We start from the raw sequence: 13,414 nt of genomic DNA on the forward strand, positions 1-13,414 counted from the left end.
ACCCCGTACGGCCCCCCGCACCCCGCCTCCGCACGGAACCGCCTCGGGCGCCCGCGTACGGAAACCGCCTCGGGCGCTCGCGCACGGAACCGCCGCGGGCGCCCGCGTACGGAAAATCGCCTCAGGCCTCCGCGCCCGCCCGCAGCCTCTCCCGCGCTTCCATCAGCGCGAAGCCCAGCAGATTCAGCCCCCGCCACTGCTGCGGCCGCTCCACCCGCTCGTCGTCCGCCGCGAGCCCGACGCCCCAGATCCGGTCCAGCGGGGACGCCTCCACCAGCACCCGGTTCCCGGTGCCCAGGAGGAAGCCGCCCAGCTCCGGGTCCTGCCCGAACTTGTGCGTGCTGCCCTCCACCACCAGGGCGAACCGCTCCCGTATCCACACGTCCTCGTCGAAGCCGCGGACCAGGCGCCCGGCCTTCTTCGCCGCCGCCGGGCTCTTCGCCGACACCGCGGCCCGCTCCGCCTCCGGATCGCCGAACAGCCGCGCCTTGCCGGCCATCATCCAGTGCTCGGCGCTCGCGTACGTCACCCCGTCCACCGTGAACGGTGACGGCCACCACTGACTGAGACAACTGCTCCCCAGCCGCCCGTCAGGGCGCGGGCGGTGCCCCCAGAACGGCAGGTACTTCACCCGCCTGCCCTGCGCCACGTCCGCCAGAAGCTCATCGATCGGTCCCATGGCAGGTGAGTGTGGCATCCGCCACTGACACTCCGTACGGGGATTTCCGCACCGACACGACACATGGTCGACAGATTCCGTCGCTTAACCAAAAGGCAACAACGGAATCACTTGTTGGGCTTGAGCCCCTCTGTCAGGATCGGCACTCAATTCACGAAGAGGCTACGCCGACCCCGCCCAGCGGGTAAGCGGCGGAGGAGAGCGTCATGAGCAACGGCTTCCAGGTCCAGGACCGCTTCGCGGAAGGTGCGCAGTACATCGGCGGCAAGCTGCTCCCCGGTACGTCCGGCAACCACCACGAGGTGATGAACCCCGCGACCGGAGAGACCGTGCTCCGCTACGAGCTGGCGGGCGCCGACGACGTGGACGCGGCCGTCGCCGCCGCCCGCGCCGCCTTCCCCGGCTGGTCCGGCGCCACCCCCGGCGAACGCTCCGACGCGCTGCACCGCTTCGCCGCCGTCCTCGCCGAGCAGGCGGACGACTTCGCGTACGCCGAGTCCCTCCAGTGCGGGAAGCCGATCAAGCTCTCCACCGAGTTCGACGTCCCCGGCACCGTCGACAACGCCGCCTTCTTCGCGGGCGCGGCACGCCATCTGGAGGGCAGGGCCGCCGCCGAGTACGACGGCGACCACACCTCCTACGTACGCCGCGAGGCGATCGGCGTCGTCGGCTCCATCGCCCCCTGGAACTACCCCCTCCAGATGGCCGCCTGGAAGGTCCTCCCGGCCGTCGCCGCGGGCAACACCATCGTCCTCAAGCCCGCCGAGCTGACCCCGCTCACCTCGCTGATGTTCGCCCAGGCCGCCACCGAGGCGGGCATCCCCGACGGCGTCATCAACATCGTCACCGGCGCGGGCAAGGACGCCGGCGAGCACCTCGTCGGCCACCCCGACGTCGTGATGACCTCCTTCACCGGCTCCACCGCCGTCGGCAAGCGGGTCGCGGAGATCGCCACCGCCACCGTCAAGCGCCTCCATTTGGAGCTCGGCGGCAAGGCCCCCTTCGTGGTCTTCGACGACGCCGACCTGGAGGCCGCCGTCCACGGCGCGGTCGCCGGCTCCCTCATCAACACCGGCCAGGACTGCACCGCCGCCACCCGCGCCTACGTCCAGCGCCCCCTCTACGACGCCTTCGTCCGGGACGTCGCCGCGCTCATGGAGACCGTCCGGCTCGGCGACCCCTTCGACGCCTCGACCGACCTCGGCCCCCTGATCAGCCACGCCCAGCGCGACCGCGTCGCCGCCTTCGTCGAGCGGGCCCGCGGCTACGCCCGGGTCGTCACCGGCGGCGAGGCCCCCGGCGGCGACCTCGCCGACGGCGCGTACTACCGGCCCACCCTCGTCGCGGATGCCGCCCAGGACAGCGAGATCGTCCAGTCGGAGGTCTTCGGCCCCGTCCTCGTGGTGCTGCCCTTCGACACCGACGACGAGGGCATCGCACTCGCCAACGACACCCCGTACGGACTGGCCGCATCCGCCTGGACCCGCGACCTGTACCGCGCGAACCGCGCCACCCGCGAGATCCAGGCGGGCTGTGTGTGGGTGAACGACCACATCCCGATCCTGTCCGAGATGCCGCACGGCGGATACAAGGCCAGCGGCTTCGGCAAGGACATGTCGGCGTACTCCTTCGAGGAGTACACGCAGGTCAAGCACGTCATGTACGACAACACCGCGGTCGCACGCAAGGAGTGGCACCGCACGATCTTCGGGGACCGATAGCAGCTGCCGCACGATCAGGGCCGAGAGGTCCTGGCGGCCTCCCACCCGAAAGGGCAACGCGTATGGAGAGTTACGAGCCCGAGCGCCTCTCGACCGCTCAACTGGCGGCCATGAGGCGATCCCTGACCAGCGGCAGGGGCGCCCTCACCCGCCGCTCCCTGCTGCGCGCCTCCGGCACAGGCGCGCTCGCGCTGGGCGGCATGGCCGCCCTCGGCGCGTGCGGGATCCCGCCCGCCAAGCGCGCCGACGCGGGTATGGCCTCCGACGACCACTCGGCGAAGGAGAAGGAGGTCACCTTCTCCAACTGGACCGAGTACATGGACGTCAGCGAGGACGAGAAGGGCCGCCCCACCCTGGAGGCGTTCACCAAGCGCACCGGGATCAGGGTCAAGTACACCGAGGACATCAACGACAACGTCGAGTTCTTCGGGAAGATCAAACCGCAGCTCGCGGCCGGCCAGAACACCGGGCGCGACCTCATATGCGTCACCGACTGGCTCGCCGCCCGCATCATCCGGCTCGGCTGGGCGCAGAAGCTCGACCCCGCGAACCTCCCGCACGCCTTCGCGAACGTCTCCGCCCAGTTCCGCACCCCCGACTGGGACCCGGGCCGCGCCTACTCCTATCCCTGGACCGGCATCCCGACCGTCATCGCGTACAACGTGAAGGCGACCGGCGGCCGCAAGGTCGACTCCGTCACCCAGCTGCTCGACGACCCGAAGCTCAAGGGCCGTGTCTCCTTCCTCTCCGAGATGCGCGACACCATCGGCATGACCCTCCTCGACCAGGGCAAGGACCCGGGGAAGTTCACGGACGCCGAGTTCGACGGCGCGATCGGCCGCCTCCAGAAGGCCGTCGACAAGAAGCAGATCCGCCGCTTCACCGGCAACGACTACACGGCCGACCTCAGCAAGGGCGACATCGCCGCCTGCGTCGGTTGGGCCGGGGACATCATCCAGCTGCAGGCCGACAACCCGGACATCAGGTTCGCCATCCCGGCCGCCGGATACATCACCTCCAGCGACAACCTCCTGGTCCCCGCGCAGGCCCGGCACAAGACCAACGCCGAGAAGCTCATCGACTACTACTACGAGCCGCCGGTCGCCGCCCAGCTCGCCGCGTACATCAACTACGTCTGCCCGGTCGACGGTGTACGCGACGAACTCGCGAAGATCGACGCGTCGATGGCCTCCAACACGTTGATCCTTCCCGACCAGGAGATGGCGGCGAAGTCCCGCTCCTTCCGCTCCCTGAGCACGAAGGAAGAGACGGCGTACGAGGAGAAGTTCGCCAAACTCATCGGCGCCTGACCACCGGACCCGTCACCGGACCCGTCACCGGACCCGTCACCGGACCCGCCGCCGGGCGCATCACGAGACGAATGGCCCGGCGGCCCGGCCCGTCCGAGGTCACCCCTTTCCCCGAACTCCCCCGAACACACTGGGACTGCGACCCATGACACAGCAGCAGACCGCGGGCGGCGATGTCCGCCTCGCCGGGATCAGCAAGACCTACGGCTCCTTCACCGCCGTGCAGCCGCTCGACCTGACCGTGCCCCAGGGCTCCTTCTTCGCCCTGCTCGGCGCGTCCGGCTGCGGCAAGACCACCACCCTGCGGATGATCGCGGGCCTGGAGGAGGCCACCACCGGCACGGTCTTCCTCGGGGAGAAGGACATCACCGACCTGCCCCCGTACAAGCGGCCCGTCAACACCGTCTTCCAGAGCTACGCGCTCTTCCCGCACCTGGACATCACCGAGAACGTCGCCTTCGGGCTGCGGCGGCGCGGCGTCAAGTCGGTGAAGAAGCAGGTCGACGCCATGCTGGAGCTCGTCCAGCTCGGCGATTTCGCCCGCCGCAAACCGCACCAGCTCTCCGGTGGCCAGCAGCAGCGCGTCGCCGTCGCCCGCGCGCTCATCAACCACCCGCGGGTCCTGCTGCTCGACGAACCGCTCGGCGCCCTCGACCTCAAGCTCCGCCGTCAGATGCAGCTGGAGCTCAAGCGGATCCAGACCGAGGTCGGCATCACCTTCGTGCACGTCACCCACGACCAGGAGGAGGCCATGACCATGGCCGACACCGTCGCGGTGATGAACGGGGGCCGCGTCGAGCAACTCGGCGCGCCCGCCGACCTCTACGAGAACCCGCGCACCACCTTCGTCGCCAACTTCCTCGGCACGTCCAACCTCATCGAGGGCGAGGTCGTCTCCACGGGCGGCGACCTGGTGGTGGCAGCGGACGGCGGCAGGCTCACCCTGCCCCGCGAGCGGTGTTCCGGCCCCACCGCCACCGGCGGCCGGCTCCTCCTCGGCATCCGGCCCGAGAAGATATCCCTGGCCCACGCGGACGACGCGGACTCCATAGCCGCCGGCCGCAACCGCGTCACCGGCCGCGTCGTCGACTCCAGCTTCATCGGCGTCTCCACCCAGTACGTGGTCGAGAGCCCGGCGGGCAAGGCGCTCCAGGTGTACGAGCAGAACGTCGACCGGCGCGCGGGACTCGTACCCGGCGCCGAGGTGATCCTGCACTGGAACCCCGCCCACACCTTCGGACTCGACGCCGACCAGGACATCGACGCCGGCGTGGAGAGCGTGGAGGACGCGGCGTGAGCCTCACCGAGGCGCCGCCCGCGCCCCCTGCCGAACCCCGGGAGCCGGTGCTCCGCAAGCCCTCCACCCGCAAACGGCTCGTCCCCTACTGGCTGCTGCTCCCCGGCATCCTCTGGCTGGTCGTCTTCTTCGCCCTGCCGCTCGTCTACCAGGCCTCCACCTCCGTACAGACCGGCTCGCTGGAGCAGGGCTTCGAGGTCACCTGGCACTTCCAGACGTACGTGGACGCGCTGCGCGAGTACTACCCGCAGTTCATCCGGTCCCTGCTGTACGCGGGCACCGCCACGCTCCTGTGCCTGCTGCTGGGCTACCCGCTCGCCTACCTCATCGCCTTCAAGGCGGGCCGCTGGCGCAACCTGGTGCTCGTCCTGGTCATCGCCCCGTTCTTCACCAGCTTCCTCATCCGTACGCTGGCCTGGAAGACGATCCTCGCCGACGGCGGCGCGGTCGTGGACGTGCTGAACACCCTGCACGTCCTTGACGTCACCAGCTGGCTCGGCTGGACCGAGTCCAACCGGGTCCTGGCCACCCCGATGGCCGTCGTCTGCGGCCTCACGTACAACTTCCTGCCGTTCATGATCCTGCCGCTCTACACCTCGCTGGAGCGGATCGACGGCCGGCTGCACGAGGCGGCGGGCGATCTCTACGCCACCCCCGCCACCACCTTCCGCAAGGTGACGTTCCCGCTCTCCATGCCCGGCGTCGTCTCCGGCACCCTGCTGACCTTCATCCCGGCCAGCGGCGACTACGTCAACGCGGAACTCCTCGGCTCCACCGACACCAAGATGGTCGGCAGCGTCATCCAGAGCCAGTTCCTGCGGGTCCTGGACTATCCGACGGCCGCCGCGCTCTCCTTCATCCTCATGGCGATCGTCCTGCTGGCGGTCACCTTCTACATCCGCCGCTCCGGGACGGAGGACCTGGTCTGATGCCCGTACTGCGCTGGATACGCCGGAACCTGGTCGTCATCGCTGGTCTGCTGACCCTCGCGTACATGATCCTTCCGAACATCGTCGTGATGGTGTTCTCGTTCAACAAGCCCAACGGGCGCTTCAACTACGCCTGGCAGCGGTTCTCGCTGGACGCCTGGAAGGACCCGTGCGGCGTCGCCGACCTGTGCGGCTCGCTCTCCCTCTCGCTCCAGATCGCCTTCTGGGCGACGCTCGGGGCGACCGCGCTCGGCACGATGATCGCGTTCGCGCTGGTCCGCTACCGCTTCCGGGCGCGCGGCGCGATCAACTCGCTGATCTTCCTGCCGATGGCGATGCCCGAGGTCGTCATGGCCGCGTCCCTGCTCACGCTGTTCCTCAACATGGGCGCCCAGCTCGGCTTCTGGACCGTGCTGATCGCCCACATCATGTTCTGCCTCAGCTTCGTGGTCACGGCCGTCAAGGCGCGCGTCATGTCGATGGACCCGAGACTGGAGGAAGCCGCCCGCGACCTGTACGCGGGCCCCGTGCAGACCTTCGTACGGGTGACCCTCCCCATCGCCGCACCGGGAATCGCGGCGGGAGCGCTGCTCGCCTTCGCGCTCTCGTTCGACGATTTCATCATCACGAATTTCAACGCGGGCTCCACCGTCACGTTCCCCATGTTCGTCTGGGGATCGGCACAGCGCGGCACACCCGTGCAGATCAACGTCATCGGCACCGCCATGTTCATCATGGCGATATCGGTGGTTCTCGTCGGCCAGGTCATCACCGCCCGGCGGAAGAACAACGCCCGACCCTAGGGGGTGTCCTGTCGGTCGGGCCGGGCTCGCGGGGTCCGGCCCGACCGACAGAACACCCCCTGAAATTCCTGAAGGAGTTGGAAACCATGGCCCCAGCTGCCATGCGTACTGCTGCCGCACAATCGATCGCCGGCGCCAAGCCGGTCTCCTACTGGCTCGACGACCCGGCCAGGCCCGACGCACTGCCCGCCCTCACCGGCGACGAGCACACCGACCTGCTGGTCATCGGCGGCGGCTACAGCGGTCTGTGGACCGCGCTCATCGCCAAGGAGCGGGACCCGGACCGGGACGTCGTCCTCATCGAGGGGCACGAGGTGGGCTGGGCCGCCTCGGGACGCAACGGCGGCTTCTGCGCCGCCTCCCTCACCCACGGACTGGCCAACGGTGTGGAGCGCTGGCCGGACGAGATCGCGAAGCTGGAGGAGCTGGGGGAGCGGAACCTCGACGCCATCGAGGCGGCCGTCGCCCGCTACGGCATCGACTGCGAGTTCGAGCGCACCGGCGAGATCGACGTCGCCACCGAACCCCACCAGCTTCAGGAGCTGCGGGAACGGCACGAGGAGATCGTGGGGCTCGGCATCACGGGCGTGGACTTCCTGGACCGTGAGGCCCTGCGCGCGGAGGTCGACTCGCCCACCTTCCTCGGCGGGCTCTGGGACCGGCGCGGCGTCGCGATGCTGCACCCGGCGAAGCTCGCCTGGGGCCTGAAGCGGGCCTGTCTGGAGCTGGGCGTGCGGATCCACGAGCACACCCGGGGCCTGGACCTGGTCCGCTCCGGATCCGGAATGGCGGTCCGCACCCCGTACGGGCGGGTCTTCGCGCGCCGCGTCGCCCTCGGCACCAACATCTTCCCGTCGCTCGTCAAGCGGATCCGCCCGTACACCGTGCCCGTCTACGACTACGCGCTGATGACCGAACCGCTCACCCCGGAGCAGCTCGACTCCATCGGCTGGCGGGGGCGCCAGGGACTGGGCGACAGCGCCAATCAGTTCCACTACTTCCGGCTTTCCGCGGACAACCGGATCCTGTGGGGCGGATACGACGCGATCTATCCGTACGGAGGCCGGCTCAGCGCCGATCTCGACCAGCGGCCGGAGACGTTCCTGAAACTCGCGGAGCAGTTCTTCACCTGCTTTCCGCAGCTTTCCGGACTGCGTTTCTCGCATGCCTGGGGCGGCGCGATCGACACCTGTTCCCGCTTCACCGCGTTCTTCGGCACGGCCCACCGGGGGCGGGTCGCGTACGCCGCCGGATTCACGGGTCTCGGCGTCGGCTCGACCCGGTTCGGGGCCGATGTGATGCTCGATCTGCTTTCCGGCGAGGAGACGACACGGACTCGCCTGGAAATGGTCCGTTCCAAGCCGATGCCCTTCCCGCCGGAGCCCTTCGCCTGGGCCGGGATCGAGATCACCAAGCGGTCCCTGGCCCGCGCGGACAGCCACGACGGGCACCGCAATCTCTGGCTGCGGACCATGGACAAGCTGGGCCTCGGCTTCGACAGCTGAGCCGCCGCCGGCCCAGGTCAGGGGCTGTGATCCAGTTCACTACCAACTAGTAGCCCCGATCCGCGTCATAGTCGGCGCCGAACGCTCTCTCGCACGTGTACGCAACCGGCGGAACCCCGCCGGTGCTCACGTCAACGGGAGGCTGACCATGACTGGCTCGGAAACGAAAGCCGCGGTCGAGTGGCTCACATCGGTGGCACCGGACCCGGCCGCCTGCCGGTGGGAGTGGGAGCGCAGTCCGCAGGGGATCGCGCTCCTTCCCGCCGGCCGGCGCTGGGACGTTCTGATCCTTCCGGGTGAGCTGGGCTACCCCACGCTCGACGTCCTCACCCGCCTGATCGACCGCCCGGGCCCCGTTCTCGCCGACGTCGCCGAGTCCCGCATGGGCTTCTTCGTCCCGCCGGGCACCGTCTCCCGCTGGATCGGCACCGGGATCAGGGGCTGCGGCCAGGGGACCTGGATCGTCGTCCCGTACCCGGGGCGGGCCGGCGGGGGAGTCCGCTGGCTGGTCCCGCCGGACGGCTCGGGGGCCCTCACCGACGCCGGACTCCTCGAACTCGCGATGCATGAGGCGGCGGGCGCGGCCGCAGGGAGCGCCCGCAGGGCTGAGCCGGCTGTCAGAGGTCTTGACAACCTGATTGGTCTGGACCATGTTGTGCGCACGCCAACCTCGAATTTCCCCCCGCGCGGAGGCTGTTGTGGAACGCACCGGACCAACCGTCAGATTCTCCAGACTTCTGGCCGTCTGCTCGGCCGCCCTGCTCGCCGCCGGAGCCCTCGTCGCCACGGCGCCGGCGGCAGGCGCCGCCGATGTGGACCTGGCACGCAACGGCGGCTTCGAGGCGGGGCTGGACGGCTGGAACTGCACGGCCTCCAGTGGGGCGGTCGTCTCCACGCCCACCCGCAGCGGCGCCTTCGCGCTCAAGGCGACCCCGGCAGGCAACGACCACGCCAAGTGCTCGCAGACCATCACGGTCAAGCCCGACTCCTCGTACACGCTGAGCGCCTGGGTGCAGGGCAGCCACGTCTACCTCGGCGCGTCCGGCACCGGGACCACCGACGTCTCCACCTGGACCCAGTCCCCCGGGGCGTGGAAGCAGCTCACCACCACCTTCAGGACCGGGCCCTCCACCACCTCCGTGAGCGTCTACACCCATGGCTGGTACGGCACCCCGGCCCACTACGCCGACGACGTCACGCTCGTCGGCCCCGGCGGCGAGCCCGTGGTGATCCCGGCCGTTCCCGCCGGCCTGAAGACCACCGCGATCACCTCCTCCTCCGTCGCGCTCTCCTGGAACGCCGTCTCCGGCGCGAGCGGCTACCACGTCTACCGCGGCGGTACGAAGGTCGCCACGGCCACCGGGCCGTCCGCCACCGTGACGGGCCTGACCGCCTCCACCGCGTACAGCTTCCAGGTCACCGCCACCAACGCGGCCGGCGAGTCCGCGAAGTCGCCCGCCATCACCGCGACCACCACGGCGGGCGGCGGAGGCGGCGACACCAAGCTCCCGCCCCGCGCCCTCGTCGGCTACCTGCACTCCAGCTTCGCCAACGGCTCCGGTTACACCCGGATGGCGGACGTGCCCGACTCCTGGGACGTCATCAACCTCGCCTTCGGTGAGCCCACCTCCGTCACCTCCGGCGACATCCGCTTCGCGCTCTGCCCGGTCGCCGAGTGCCCGAACGTCGAGTCCGAGGCGGAGTTCAAGGCCGCGATCAAGGCTAAACAGGCCGCGGGCAAGAAGGTGCTGATCTCGATCGGCGGCCAGAACGGACAGGTGCAGCTCGCCTCCACCGCCGCCCGGGACGCCTTCGTCACCTCCGTCTCGAAGATCATCGACACCTACGGCCTGGACGGCCTGGACATCGACTTCGAGGGCCACTCCCTCTCCCTCAACACCGGCGACACCGACTTCCGCAGTCCCACCACACCGGTGATCGTCAACCTGATCTCCGCGGTGAAGTCCCTCAAGGCGCAGTACGGCCCGGACTTCGTCCTCACGATGGCGCCCGAGACCTTCTTCGTGCAGCTCGGCTACCAGTTCTACGGTTCCGGCCCCTGGGGCGGCCAGGACCCCCGCGCCGGCTCCTACCTTCCGGTCATCCACGCCCTGCGCGACGACCTGACCCTGCTGCACGTCCAGGACTACAACTCGGGCCCGATCATGGGCCTGGACAACCAGTACCACTCGATGGGCGGCGCGGACTTCCACATCGCGATGACCGACATGCTGCTCGCGGGCTTCCCGGTGGCGGGCGACACCAGCCGGGTCTTCCCGGGCCTGCGCCCCGACCAGGTGGCCATCGGCCTCCCGGCCTCGACCCAGGCGGCCAACGGCCACACCTCACCGGCCGAGGTCAACAAGGCGCTCGACTGCCTGATCAAGAAGACCGGCTGCGGCTCCTACCGGACCCACGGGACCTGGACGGACCTGCGCGGCCTGATGACCTGGTCCATCAACTGGGACCGCTTCAACAACGGGGAGTTCTCGAAGAACTTCGACGCCTACTTCGGCAACTGACCCACCACAGGGGCGCGAGCACCATCGGCCCCAGGCACCAACTGGCCAGCACGTCCAGCGGCCAGTGGTAGCCGTGCAGCACCAGACCGATGCCCGTCGCCGTGGTCAGCAGGATCGCGGCGACGGGCATCATCCACGCCCGGGGCCAGGACGCCTCCCGGAGCCACGACGGACGGGGGAGGGCCATCAACACCAGAGCCGACGCACCGTACGCCACGGCGGCCGTCGCCGTATGGCCGGACGGGAAGTAGTTGACCGCCTCGGTCAGCGGCCCCTGCCGCGCGGTGGCCACCTTCAGCGGGATCACCAGCGCGGGCACCGCCGCCATGGTGAGGGCCGCGTACACCGCGAGCCGCCGCGCGCCGCGCCACAGCGCGTACGCGATCGCGCAGGTCAGCACCCCGAGCGCCGCCGGCACCCCGCCGAGGTCGGAGAAGAGCTGGGTCAGCGCGGCCGGGCCGTGCCCGAACAGCTCCCCACCCACGCGCTCGTCGAGCCGCAGCAGCGGACCCTCGACGGCGACCTGCCAGGTGATCAGCGTGAAGAGGACCGCGAGCAGACCGAGGACGCGGAGAACGAGAGGGGCCGGCCACCCGGGAACAGGGGGGGTTGTTCCGGGATGGCCGGCGAGATCGGTTCGCCGCGCGCCCCGGGGGGTGTGGGGCGGGCGGCCGTCCGATCGGTGAGGAGTCCCGGAGCCGGAGGCTCCGGTGTGCGCGAACGCACGCCCGGGACGGCGCGGGGGAAGCCCCGGCCCGGCACCGGCCGCGGTTTCCCGCGACCGAGGTGTTTCTCTCATCTGCAGAAACCGTACGGCAGTGGAGCGGCGGCCGACAGCCGCCGCCCCCTCCCGCCATCGCCCCCGCACACGTTCTTCACAGGCCCTCACCCGGATGGTGGACGGAAGCGGCGAAAGGCCGCCCCCGTCCGCCCCCGGGTTCGAAGGATCAGAGTGTGCCGAACGCCTGCTCGATCACGTCGAGGCCCTCGTTCAGCAGGTCCTCGCCGATCACCAGCGGCGGCAGGAAGCGCAGGACGTTGCCGTACGTACCGCAGGTCAGAACCATGACGCCCTCGGCGTGACAGGCCTTCGCGAGCGCACCTGCCGCCTCCGGGGCCGGGTCCTTCGTGCCGGACTTCACGAGCTCGATCGCGATCATCGCGCCGCGGCCCCGGATGTCGCCGATGATGTCGCCGTTGGGCAGCTTCGCGCGCATCTCGGCGAGCCGGCCCTTCATGACCTCCTCGATCCGCTTGGCCTTCCCGTTCAGGTCCAGTTCGCGCATCGTCTCGATGGCCCCGAGCGCACCGGCGCAGGCCACCGGGTTACCGCCGTACGTACCACCCAGGCCACCCGCGTGCGCGGCGTCCATGATCTCGGCGCGCCCCGTCACGGCGGACAGCGGCAGACCGCCGGCGATGCCCTTGGCGGTGGTGATCAGGTCCGGGACGATGCCCTCGTCCTCGCAGGCGAACCACTGGCCGGTACGGCAGAAGCCGGACTGGATCTCGTCCGCGACGAACACGATGCCGTTGTCCTTCGCGAACCGCGCGATCGCCGGGAGGAAGCCCTTGGCCGGCTCGATGAAGCCGCCCTCGCCGAGCACCGGCTCGATGATGATCGCGGCGACGTTGTCCGCGCCGATCTGCTTGGTGATCTCGTCGATGGCCTGCGCGGACGCCTCGGCGCCGGCGTTCTCGGCACCGGTCGGCCAGCGGTAGCCGTAGGCGACCGGGACGCGGTAGACCTCGGGAGCGAACGGGCCGAAGCCCTGCTTGTACGGCATGTTCTTCGCCGTCATGCCCATCGTGAGGTTGGTGCGGCCGTGGTAGCCGTGGTCGAAGACGACGACGGCGGTGCGCTTGGTGTAGGCGCGGGCGATCTTCACCGCGTTCTCGACGGCCTCGGCGCCCGAGTTGAACAGCGCGGACTTCTTCTCGTGGTCGCCCGGCGTCAGCTCGGCGAGCTGCTCGCAGACCTCGACGTACCCCTCGTACGGCGTGACCATGAAGCAGGTGTGGGTGAAGTCCGCGAGCTGCGCGGACGCCCGCCGCACGACGGCCTCGGCGGACGCGCCGACGGAGGTCACGGCGATCCCGGACCCGAAGTCGATCAGCCGGTTGCCGTCCACGTCCTCGATGATCCCGCCGCCCGCACGGGCGGTGAACACCGGCAGGGTGGAGCCCACACCTGCGGCGACGGCGGCGAGGCGGCGAGCCTGCAGCTCCACCGACTTCGGGCCGGGGATGGCAGTGACGACGCGGCGCTCCTGCGGAATTGCGGTCATGAGGGGCTCCTGGGGGTGTTTCGGACGCTCTTCTCATCGCAGGCTAGGGGCGGGGAAGCGGTGCGGGCATGCTCCGATCGGGAGTGGTGGGGGTGTGTCCTTGTCCTCGGCGGACAGGTGGCGGACCGATGAGGGTACGGGGCGGCCCGCGTCCGCTCGGCCTCCCGGGACGGTCACCATCCGGGCGCGTTGCTGAACTCACCGTGTACGCGCACTAGATTGACCGGGGCAGCGGACGGACCGGCAGGTCAAGGGGGCAGTGGTTCATGGACGACGACGGCACGCGGGGCGTACGGGGATCGAGCGCGGACAGGGTCCCGGGGCCGGCCCTCCCGCCACCGCCCACGACCCCGCCGCGGC

At 70.1% G+C, this 13,414-nt stretch carries 10 protein-coding genes and 1 pseudogene; 8 read left to right on the plus strand and 3 right to left on the minus strand.

Features of this window, described 5'->3' with window-relative positions; all coding sequences use genetic code 11:
• Positions 1 to 121: 121 nt before the first annotated feature.
• Positions 122 to 679: an NADAR family protein gene (locus CR470_RS28015; RefSeq protein ID WP_097870296.1), complete on the minus strand. Its 558-nt coding sequence runs from the start codon at positions 677 to 679 to the stop codon at positions 122 to 124.
• A 206-nt stretch (positions 680 to 885) separates the two neighbouring features.
• Between CR470_RS28015 and CR470_RS28020 the strand changes: the two genes are divergently transcribed.
• From CR470_RS28020 to CR470_RS28055, 8 genes and pseudogenes are all read left to right on the plus strand, one after another.
• Entirely contained in the window at positions 886 to 2,400 is a 1,515-nt protein-coding gene (locus CR470_RS28020) for a gamma-aminobutyraldehyde dehydrogenase (RefSeq protein ID WP_097870297.1), read from the plus strand.
• A gap of 62 nt (positions 2,401 to 2,462) precedes the next feature.
• Positions 2,463 to 3,710 (plus strand): ABC transporter substrate-binding protein, encoded by a 1,248-nt coding sequence (locus CR470_RS28025; RefSeq protein ID WP_097870298.1) that lies wholly within the window; start codon positions 2,463 to 2,465, stop codon positions 3,708 to 3,710.
• A gap of 145 nt (positions 3,711 to 3,855) precedes the next feature.
• Complete coding sequence (locus CR470_RS28030) at positions 3,856 to 5,007, plus strand: ABC transporter ATP-binding protein (protein ID WP_097870299.1); 1,152 nt, start codon at positions 3,856 to 3,858, stop codon at positions 5,005 to 5,007.
• Positions 5,004 to 5,936, plus strand: a complete 933-nt coding sequence (locus CR470_RS28035; protein ID WP_097870300.1) for an ABC transporter permease — start codon at positions 5,004 to 5,006, stop codon at positions 5,934 to 5,936. The genes CR470_RS28030 and CR470_RS28035 overlap by 4 nt, the downstream gene beginning before the upstream one ends.
• Positions 5,936 to 6,739 (plus strand): ABC transporter permease, encoded by an 804-nt coding sequence (locus CR470_RS28040; RefSeq protein WP_097870301.1) that lies wholly within the window; start codon positions 5,936 to 5,938, stop codon positions 6,737 to 6,739. The genes CR470_RS28035 and CR470_RS28040 overlap by 1 nt, the downstream gene beginning before the upstream one ends.
• Before the next feature lie 86 nt (positions 6,740 to 6,825).
• Positions 6,826 to 8,244, plus strand: coding sequence for an NAD(P)/FAD-dependent oxidoreductase (locus CR470_RS28045; protein ID WP_097870302.1), 1,419 nt, complete (start codon positions 6,826 to 6,828; stop codon positions 8,242 to 8,244).
• 148 nt (positions 8,245 to 8,392) lie between these two features.
• Positions 8,393 to 8,845 (plus strand): annotated as a pseudogene (locus tag CR470_RS40800) (hypothetical protein); the annotation flags it as partial.
• Positions 8,846 to 8,942: 97 nt separating this feature from the next.
• Complete coding sequence (locus CR470_RS28055) at positions 8,943 to 10,766, plus strand: chitinase (protein ID WP_097870303.1); 1,824 nt, start codon at positions 8,943 to 8,945, stop codon at positions 10,764 to 10,766.
• Here CR470_RS28055 and CR470_RS28060 read toward each other — a convergent pair.
• Positions 10,717 to 11,565: a phosphatase PAP2 family protein gene (locus tag CR470_RS28060; protein ID WP_097870304.1), complete on the minus strand. Its 849-nt coding sequence runs from the start codon at positions 11,563 to 11,565 to the stop codon at positions 10,717 to 10,719. The two genes, CR470_RS28055 and CR470_RS28060, sit on opposite strands and share 50 nt — an antisense overlap.
• Before the next feature lie 148 nt (positions 11,566 to 11,713).
• Positions 11,714 to 13,054, minus strand: a complete 1,341-nt coding sequence (gene gabT, locus CR470_RS28065) for a 4-aminobutyrate--2-oxoglutarate transaminase (RefSeq protein WP_097870305.1) — start codon at positions 13,052 to 13,054, stop codon at positions 11,714 to 11,716.
• Positions 13,055 to 13,414 lie beyond the last annotated feature (360 nt).

The sequence above is a fragment of the Streptomyces sp. rh34 genome (assembly GCF_002551245.1).
Classification (GTDB): Bacteria; Actinomycetota; Actinomycetes; order Streptomycetales; family Streptomycetaceae; genus Streptomyces.

Bases quoted from the DNA above. Each gene is read 5' to 3' on its own strand.
- CR470_RS28015 (WP_097870296.1), bottom strand. From the start codon at position 679: ATGGGACCGATCGATGAGCTTCTGGCGGACGTGGCGCAGGGCAGGCGG.
- CR470_RS28020 (WP_097870297.1), top strand. From the start codon at position 886: ATGAGCAACGGCTTCCAGGTCCAGGACCGCTTCGCGGAAGGTGCGCAG.
- CR470_RS28025 (WP_097870298.1), top strand. From the start codon at position 2,463: ATGGAGAGTTACGAGCCCGAGCGCCTCTCGACCGCTCAACTGGCGGCC.
- CR470_RS28030 (WP_097870299.1), top strand. From the start codon at position 3,856: ATGACACAGCAGCAGACCGCGGGCGGCGATGTCCGCCTCGCCGGGATC.
- CR470_RS28040 (WP_097870301.1), top strand. From the start codon at position 5,936: ATGCCCGTACTGCGCTGGATACGCCGGAACCTGGTCGTCATCGCTGGT.
- CR470_RS28045 (WP_097870302.1), top strand. From the start codon at position 6,826: ATGGCCCCAGCTGCCATGCGTACTGCTGCCGCACAATCGATCGCCGGC.
- CR470_RS28060 (WP_097870304.1), bottom strand. From the start codon at position 11,565: ATGAGAGAAACACCTCGGTCGCGGGAAACCGCGGCCGGTGCCGGGCCG.
- gabT (WP_097870305.1), bottom strand. From the start codon at position 13,054: ATGACCGCAATTCCGCAGGAGCGCCGCGTCGTCACTGCCATCCCCGGC.